The organism is Pseudomonas sp., assembly GCF_049590575.1.
In the GTDB taxonomy this organism is placed as follows: domain Bacteria; phylum Pseudomonadota; class Gammaproteobacteria; order Pseudomonadales; family Pseudomonadaceae; genus Aquipseudomonas.
Genome location: NZ_JBAWDE010000005.1, coordinates 1 through 7,284, shown reverse-complemented (window position 1 = coordinate 7,284; position 7,284 = coordinate 1). Strand labels below are relative to the sequence as shown.

6 protein-coding genes are annotated in these 7,284 nt (G+C 59.2%); 1 reads left to right on the top strand and 5 read right to left on the bottom strand.

Translation table 11 applies throughout. The annotated features are described in order from the left end of the window. Window positions 1–110: 110 nt before the first annotated feature. The 5 genes from WBR57_RS00135 to arcD (WBR57_RS00115) form a co-directional block, all read right to left on the bottom strand. Window positions 111–473, bottom strand: coding sequence for a DUF5064 family protein (locus WBR57_RS00135; RefSeq protein WP_177004774.1), 363 nt, complete (start codon window positions 471–473; stop codon window positions 111–113). Window positions 474–491: 18 nt separating this feature from the next. After that, a complete protein-coding gene (gene arcC / locus WBR57_RS00130; protein WP_424081009.1) occupies window positions 492–1,421 on the bottom strand; it encodes a carbamate kinase in 930 nt (309 codons plus the stop codon). A 95-nt stretch (window positions 1,422–1,516) separates the two neighbouring features. After that, window positions 1,517–2,527, bottom strand: coding sequence for an ornithine carbamoyltransferase (locus WBR57_RS00125; protein ID WP_122542868.1), 1,011 nt, complete (start codon window positions 2,525–2,527; stop codon window positions 1,517–1,519). Between the two features lie 12 nt (window positions 2,528–2,539). Continuing rightward, window positions 2,540–3,796 carry an arginine deiminase gene (arcA, locus tag WBR57_RS00120; RefSeq protein ID WP_424081007.1) on the bottom strand — a complete coding sequence of 419 codons (1,257 nt, stop codon included), beginning with the start codon at window positions 3,794–3,796 and terminating at the stop codon, window positions 2,540–2,542. Window positions 3,797–3,820: 24 nt separating this feature from the next. Further along, on the bottom strand, window positions 3,821–5,248 hold the full coding sequence (gene arcD / locus WBR57_RS00115; protein ID WP_424081005.1) for an arginine-ornithine antiporter: 1,428 nt from the start codon (window positions 5,246–5,248) through the stop codon (window positions 3,821–3,823). Window positions 5,249–5,693: 445 nt separating this feature from the next. Between arcD (WBR57_RS00115) and arcD (WBR57_RS00110) the strand changes: the two genes are divergently transcribed. Continuing rightward, complete coding sequence (gene arcD / locus WBR57_RS00110; RefSeq protein ID WP_424081003.1) at window positions 5,694–7,121, top strand: arginine-ornithine antiporter; 1,428 nt, start codon at window positions 5,694–5,696, stop codon at window positions 7,119–7,121. Window positions 7,122–7,284: the final 163 nt, after the last annotated feature.

Genomic DNA, 7,284 nt, shown 5'->3' with positions numbered 1-7,284 from the left:
AAATGTGGGAGCTGGCTTGCCTGCGATAGCGGTGGATCAGTCACTGAAAATATTGACTGTCAGTCCGCCATCGCAGGCAAGCCAGCTCCCACATTGGATTTGCGGTGTTCTTACTCCAAGTGTTCCGGCTTGACCGGGTCGCCGGGTTTCACATCCAACTGATGCCGCACATCCTCAAACATCAAGTCGTACTGCTTGTGCATCGAGCCATTCAACACGGCAATCTTCGGCATACCGTACTTCTGCGCGATGTTCATCGCATGGCGGGCAAAGTCGAATGCCTGGTCCTTGGGCAAAAAGAATTCTTCCTTGAGGTCCTTGCCCTGCACCGAACCGTGCAGCTTGAACAGCATCCCCTTGCCTTCCTTTGGGTCCTGGCTGACTTCATAGTCGATACACAGGTTGTAGCTGTAGTCGTCCTTGTTGAGCGCGTGACGTTCGACGTGCAAGTGACCGGGTTCAAAGGTGGCCATAGGCGTATCTCCTCTACTTCACAGGTAGGTGATGCCAGGTTTTGCCGTGCTGATGCGTGTACCGGCGTTGCCCTGGACGATGGCTTCGATGTCCGAGAGTGAACCGATGACGGCGGTTTTGCCAGTCTGGCGGGCGAACTCGCAGGCGGCTTGCACCTTCGGCCCCATGGAGCCGGCGGCAAAGCCGAGTTTCTCCATTTCATCGGGGTGGGCCTGGCCGATGGCTTTCTGGGTGGGCTTGCCGAAGTCGATAAAGGCGGCGTTGACGTCGGTGGCGATCACCAGCAAGTCGGCGTCGAGTTGCGCGGCCAGCAGCGACGAACACAGGTCTTTGTCGATCACCGCTTCAATGCCTTTGAGCTTGCCGTCTTCGCCATACATCGTCGGGATACCGCCACCGCCGGCGCAGATCACGATGGCGCTTTTTTCCAGCAGCCACTTGATCGGGCGAATTTCAAAGATGCGTTTCGGGCGCGGGCTGGCGACTACGCGCCGGTATTTATCGCCGTCCGGGGCAATCGCCCAGCCTTTCTCGGCGGCGAGTTTTTCGGCTTCGGCTTTGGAGTACACCGGGCCGATGGGCTTGGTGGGGTTCTGGAAGGCCGGGTCCTTGGCATCCACTTCGACCTGGGTGAGCAGGGTGGCGAAGGGCACTTCGAAGTCCAGCAGGTTGCCCAGTTCCTGTTCGATGATGTAGCCGATCATGCCTTCGGTCTCGGCACCCAGCACGTCCAGCGGGTAAGGCGAAACGCTGGTGTAGGCCGCCGCCTGCAACGACAGCAGGCCGACTTGCGGGCCGTTGCCGTGGGCGATCACCAGTTCGTTGCCGGCATGGATCTTGGCGATCTGTTCGGTGGCGATGCGGATATTGGCGCGTTGGTTGTCCGCCGTCATGGGTTCACCACGGCGGAGCAGGGCGTTGCCGCCCAGGGCTACGACGATGCGCATAACGTGTATCCTTCTGAAATTCATCGTTGTGAACACAGAACAGCTGTGGGAGGGGGCTTGCCCCTCCCACATCGAGTGTGTTCGGCCAGTGAGCGTTAGATATCAGCCAACGCCGACACCAGAATCGCCTTGATGGTATGCATGCGGTTTTCAGCTTGCTCAAACGCGATGTTGGCCGGCGACTCGAACACCTCCTCGGTCACTTCCACGCCATTGGCCAGGTTCGGATAACGCGCGGCGATGTCCTTGCCGACCTTGGTCTCGCTGTTGTGAAACGCCGGCAGGCAGTGCATGAATTTCACGCGCGGGTTGCCCGAGGCTTTCATCATCTTGGCGTTGACCTGGTACGGCAGCAGTTGCTCGATACGCTCGTCCCACGCTTCCACCGGCTCCCCCATCGACACCCAGATATCGGTGTGGATGAAGTCCACGCCCTTGACCGCCTCGACAGGGTCTTCGGTGATGGTGATGCGTGCGCCGCTTTCTTCGGCGAATGCTTGGCACTGCTTGATGAAATCGTCGTGTGGCCACAGGGCTTTCGGCGCGCCGATGCGCACGTCCATGCCCAGCTTGGCGCCGATCATCAGCAGCGAGTTGCCCATGTTGTAACGGGCGTCACCCAGGTAGGCGTAGCTGATGTCATGCAGCGGCTTGTCGCTGTGTTCGCGCATGGTCAGGGTGTCGGCGATCATTTGGGTCGGGTGGAATTCGGCGGTCAGGCCGTTGAACACCGGCACGCCGGCGAACTTGGCCAGCTCCTCGACGATTTCCTGTTCAAAGCCGCGGTACTCGATGGCATCAAACATCCGGCCGAGGACGCGGGCGGTGTCTTTCATGCTTTCCTTGTGGCCGATCTGCGACGACACCGGGTCGATATAGGTGACGTGGGCGCCCTGGTCGTGGGCCGCCACTTCGAACGCGCAACGGGTGCGGGTCGAGGTTTTTTCGAAGATCAGCGCGATGTTCTTGCCCTTCAGGTGTGGACGCTCGGTGCCGGTGTATTTGGCGCGCTTGAGGTCGCGGGACAGGTCCAGCAGGTAGTGCAGCTCGCGGGTGGTGTGGTGCATCAGCGACAGCAGGCTGCGGTTGCGCATGTTGAAAGCCATGATGAAGTCTCCTTAATAGTCGATAGGGTCGCGGATGATCGGGCAGGTCATGCAGTGGCCGCCGCCACGGCCGCGGCCAAGCTCACCGGCGCTGATGGTGATCACTTCCACACCGGCCTTGCGCAGCAGGGTGTTGGTGTAGGTGTTGCGGTCGTAGCCGATCACCACGCCAGGCTCCACGGCCACCACGTTGTTGCCGTCGTCCCATTGCTCGCGCTCGGCGGCAAAGCTGTTGCCGCCGGTCTCGACCACGCGCAACGCCTTGAGGTTGAGCGCGGCGGCGACGGTTTCGAGGAAGTTGGTTTTCTCCCGTTGGATGTCGATGCCGTGTGGCTTGCTTTCGTCAGGGCGCAGGGTGAAGGGCACGATCTGGTTGACTACTTCGGGGAAGATGGTCACCAGGTCGCGATCGCAGAAGCTGAACACGGTGTCCAGGTGCATCGCCGCGCGGGATTTCGGCAGGCCGGCAACGATCACGCGTTCCACGGCTTTGTTCTTGAACAGGTTGCGCGCCAGCTGGCCGATGGCCTGGTGGGACGAGCGCTCGCCCATGCCGATCAACACCACGCCATTGCCAATCGGCATCACGTCGCCGCCTTCCAGGGTGGCGGCGCCGTGATCCTGGTCGGGGTCGCCGTACCAGATCTGGAAGTCCGCGTTGGTGAACTCGGGGTGGAATTTGTAGATGGCCGAGGCCAGCAGGGTTTCCTGACGGCGTGCCGGCCAGTACATCGGGTTCAGCGTCACGCCGCCGTAGATCCAGCAGGTGGTGTCGCGGGTGAACTGAGTGTTCGGCAGCGGCGGCAGAATGAAACTGGCGTGGCCGAGGAAGTCGCGGAACATCTCGATGGTCTTGCCGCCAAAACTGCTCGGCAGGTCATCGGCTGACACACCGCCGATCAGGAATTCGCTGATTTTGCGCGGCTCCAGGCTGCGCAGCCACGAGCTGACTTCATCGACCAGGCCCAGGCCCACCGTATTCGAGGTGATCTTGCGCTCCAGGATCCAGTCCAGCGCTTCGGGAATGGCGACGATATCGGTCAGCAGGTTGTGCATTTCCAGCACATCAATGTCGCGCTCGCGCATCTTGGTCACGAAATCGAAATGGTCGCGTTTGGCCTGGGCCACCCACAGCACGTCATCGAACAGCAGTTCATCGCAGTTGTTGGGGGTCAGCCGCTGGTGGGCCAAACCTGGGGAGCACACCATGACTTTGCGCAGTTTGCCGGCTTCGGAATGTACGCCGTACTTCACTTTTTCCGTGGTCATTACAGATCCTCCAGTGAACATCAGTTACAGAGTCAGGAAGCCGTCGTAGAGCCCATAGGCAGCCACCAGGGCGCCAATGACCACTGCGGCGAAAATCAGCTTCTCGACGTTGGTGAAAATCGGTTTGCCCAGTTCATGCTTGGCCTTGGCGAACAGGATCACGCCTGGGGCATAGAGCAGGGCGGACAGCAGCAGGTATTTGGTGCCGCCGGCATAGAGCAGCCAGACCGCGTAGATCAGCGCGATACCACCGATCAGCAGGTCTTTGCGGCGTTCGCCCGGTGCGCCTTGGTAGGTTTCGCCGCGCACCGCCAGCAGCAGTGCGTAAGCCGCCGACCACAGGTAAGGCACCAGGATCATCGAGGTGGCGAGGTAGATCAGCGACAGGTAAGTGCTGGCGGAAAACAGCGTGATTACCAGGAAAATCTGCACCATCGCGTTGGTCAGCCACAGCGCATTGGCCGGCACATGGTTGGCGTTTTCGCGGCGCAGGAACTCCGGCATGGTGTGGTCCTTGGCGGCGGCGAACATGATTTCCGCGCACAGCAGCACCCACGACAGCAGCGCGCCCAGCAACGAGATGATCAAGCCGACGCTGATCAGCACCGCACCCCAGTGGCCCACCACATGCTCGAGCACGGCGGCCATCGACGGGTTCTGCAGCTTGGCCAGTTCCGGCTGGGTCATGATGCCCAGGGACAGCACGTTCACCAGCATCAGGAACAGCAGCACAGTGATGAAACCGATCACGGTGGCCTTGCCGACGTCGGAGCGTTTTTCGGCGCGTGACGAGAAGATGCTCGCGCCTTCGATGCCGATAAACACCCAGACGGTGACCAACATCATGTTGCGCACCTGGTTCATCACGCTGCCCAGGTCCGGGTTTTTCACGCCCCAGATGTCAGCGGTGAAGATGTCCAGCTTGAACGCGAACAGCGCGATCAACACAAACAGCACCAGTGGCACCACTTTGGCGACGGTGGTCACCAGGTTGATGAACGCGGCTTCCTTGATCCCGCGCAACACCAGGAAATGCACGGCCCACAGCAGCACCGACGCACCGATCACCGCCGCCGGCGTATTGCCTTCGCCAAAGATCGGAAAGAAGTAACCGAGGGTGCTGAACAGCAACACGAAGTAACCGACGTTGCCCAGCCAGGCACTGATCCAGTAACCCCAGGCTGACGAGAAACCCATGTAGTCGCCGAAACCGGCCTTGGCGTAGGCATACACGCCGCCGTCGAGGTCAGGTTTGCGGTTGGCCAGGGTCTGGAACACAAATGCCAGGGTCAGCATGCCGATCGCAGTAATCACCCAGCCGATCAATACCGCGCCGACATCGGCGCTGGCCGCCATGTTTTGCGGCAGTGAGAAGATCCCGCCGCCAATCATCGAGCCCACGACCAGCGCAACCAGTGCGCCTAATCGAAGTTTTCCGGGAGAATCAGACATTGCATGACTCCAATGCAGGAGAAGAGAGACCACAGAATAAATCCGTGCGCTAATCAAACAGCTGACTCAGATCACTTCATTGGCACATTCCATTGTGAATTAATGACTTAGGGGTAAAACCCTTGGGCGATACCGTTCCCCGCAAAAGCGCTTTCCAGAGCGGTTTCTGCGTTGTGGTTAATCATTTAGTCCGGGGTGTGGACGTTTGAAGCTAGACCGTTTTACGGAATGTGCAAACTTTTACCGGGGGCGCCTGTAAGTAGTGCGGTATGGGCTAAGTGCCATCTATATTTAAATTCTAAATAAGACTAAACGTTATAAACTGTCATGCCTTTGCGTTATGAGCGTGGCGGTTTTAATGCTGTCTTTAATAAGCGCTACACTCGCTGAGTTAATTAGTTGAGTGCACGGTTTCAGCTCAACTTGTTATTTATCAGGAGTATTCATGGCTCAACCGTCCGAGAAACTGCGACTCAGCGCATTGGTAGCCCTGGTAGTGGGCTCGATGATTGGCGGCGGGATTTTTTCGTTGCCGCAAAACATGGCCGCGCGCGCCGAGGTAGGGGCTGTGTTGATCGGTTGGGCGATCACCGCAGTCGGCATGCTGACCCTCGCGTTTGTGTTCCAGACCCTGGCCAATCGCAAACCGGAGCTGGACTCCGGGGTGTACGCCTATGCCAAGGCCGGGTTCGGCGACTACATGGGTTTCTCGTCAGCCTGGGGTTACTGGATCAGTGCGTGGATGGGCAATGTGGGTTACTTCGTGTTGCTGTTCAGCACCCTTGGCTACTTCTTTCCGGTGTTCGGCCAGGGCAATACGCCAGTGGCCATCGGCTGCGCGTCATTGCTGCTGTGGGCAGTGCATTTTCTGGTGATGCGCGGGATCAAGGAGGCGGCGTTTATCAACCAGATCACCACGGTGGCGAAGATCGTGCCGCTGTTGATGTTTATCGTGATCGCGGCGGTGGCGTTCAAGGCCGATATTTTCACCCGTGATATCTGGGGCCTGGGCAACCCGCAATTCGGCAGCGTGGTGGACCAGGTGCGCAATATGATGCTGGTCACCGTGTTCGTGTTTATCGGCATCGAGGGCGCCAGCGTGTATTCGGCGCGCGCCGAAAAGCGTTCGGACGTGGGCCGCGCCACCGTGATCGGCTTTCTCGGGGTGTTGGCGCTGTTGGTACTGGTGAATGTGTTGTCCCTGGGCGTGATGAGCCAGCCGGAGTTGGCGCAATTGCAAAACCCGTCGCTGGCGGGTGTGCTGGAACATATCGTCGGGCCTTGGGGCGCGATGGCCATCAGCATCGGTTTGGCGGTTTCGTTGCTGGGGGCGTTGCTGTCGTGGGCGCTGCTGTGTGCTGAAATTCTCTACGCCACGGCGCATGACAAGACCATGCCGGCCTTTCTGAAAAAGGAGAACGCCAACCGGGTGCCGGTCAATGCGCTGTGGCTGACCAATGTGATGATCCAGATATTTCTGGTGATCACGCTGTTTTCCCATAGTACCTACACCACCCTGATTTACCTGGCTTCGTCGATGATCCTGGTGCCGTATTTGTGGTCGGCGGCGTATGCCGTGCTGTTGAGTGGGCGCGGTGAGACTTATGCCGGGGCACAGCGCCAGCGGATCAAGGATTTGCTGGTGGGGCTGATTGCCCTTGGTTATGCGGTGTGGCTGCTGTACGCCGGTGGTTTGAAATACCTGCTGCTGTCGGCGCTGTTGTACGCGCCGGGTGTGGTTTTGTTTGCGCTGGCCAAGCGGGAGCAGGGGCGGCCTTTGTTTACCCACGTGGAGAAAGGGATTTTCAGCTGTGTGGTTGCGGGGGCGGGGGTGGCGGCTTACGGGTTGTATAGCGGGGTGTTGTCGTTGTGATGGGGGTATATCCGTTTTTTGGGTGATGGCTACTTATGGTTTCGCCCTTACGGCGAGTCACTTTTGAAAGGAGCCCAAAAGTAACCAAAAGGCTCTTGCCCCACCACTCGGCACCTCGCTCACGCTCGGTGTGCCCGAAAACAGGCAGCACGAAGCGGGCCGC

What these genes read in the sequence shown, in the direction of transcription:
- WBR57_RS00135 (WP_177004774.1), bottom strand. Translation starts at nt 473, where the DNA reads ATGGCCACCTTTGAACCCGGTCACTTGCACGTCGAACGTCACGCGCTC.
- arcC (WP_424081009.1), bottom strand. Translation starts at nt 1,421, where the DNA reads ATGCGCATCGTCGTAGCCCTGGGCGGCAACGCCCTGCTCCGCCGTGGT.
- WBR57_RS00125 (WP_122542868.1), bottom strand. Translation starts at nt 2,527, where the DNA reads ATGGCTTTCAACATGCGCAACCGCAGCCTGCTGTCGCTGATGCACCAC.
- arcA (WP_424081007.1), bottom strand. Translation starts at nt 3,796, where the DNA reads ATGACCACGGAAAAAGTGAAGTACGGCGTACATTCCGAAGCCGGCAAA.
- arcD (WP_424081005.1), bottom strand. Translation starts at nt 5,248, where the DNA reads ATGTCTGATTCTCCCGGAAAACTTCGATTAGGCGCACTGGTTGCGCTG.
- arcD (WP_424081003.1), top strand. Translation starts at nt 5,694, where the DNA reads ATGGCTCAACCGTCCGAGAAACTGCGACTCAGCGCATTGGTAGCCCTG.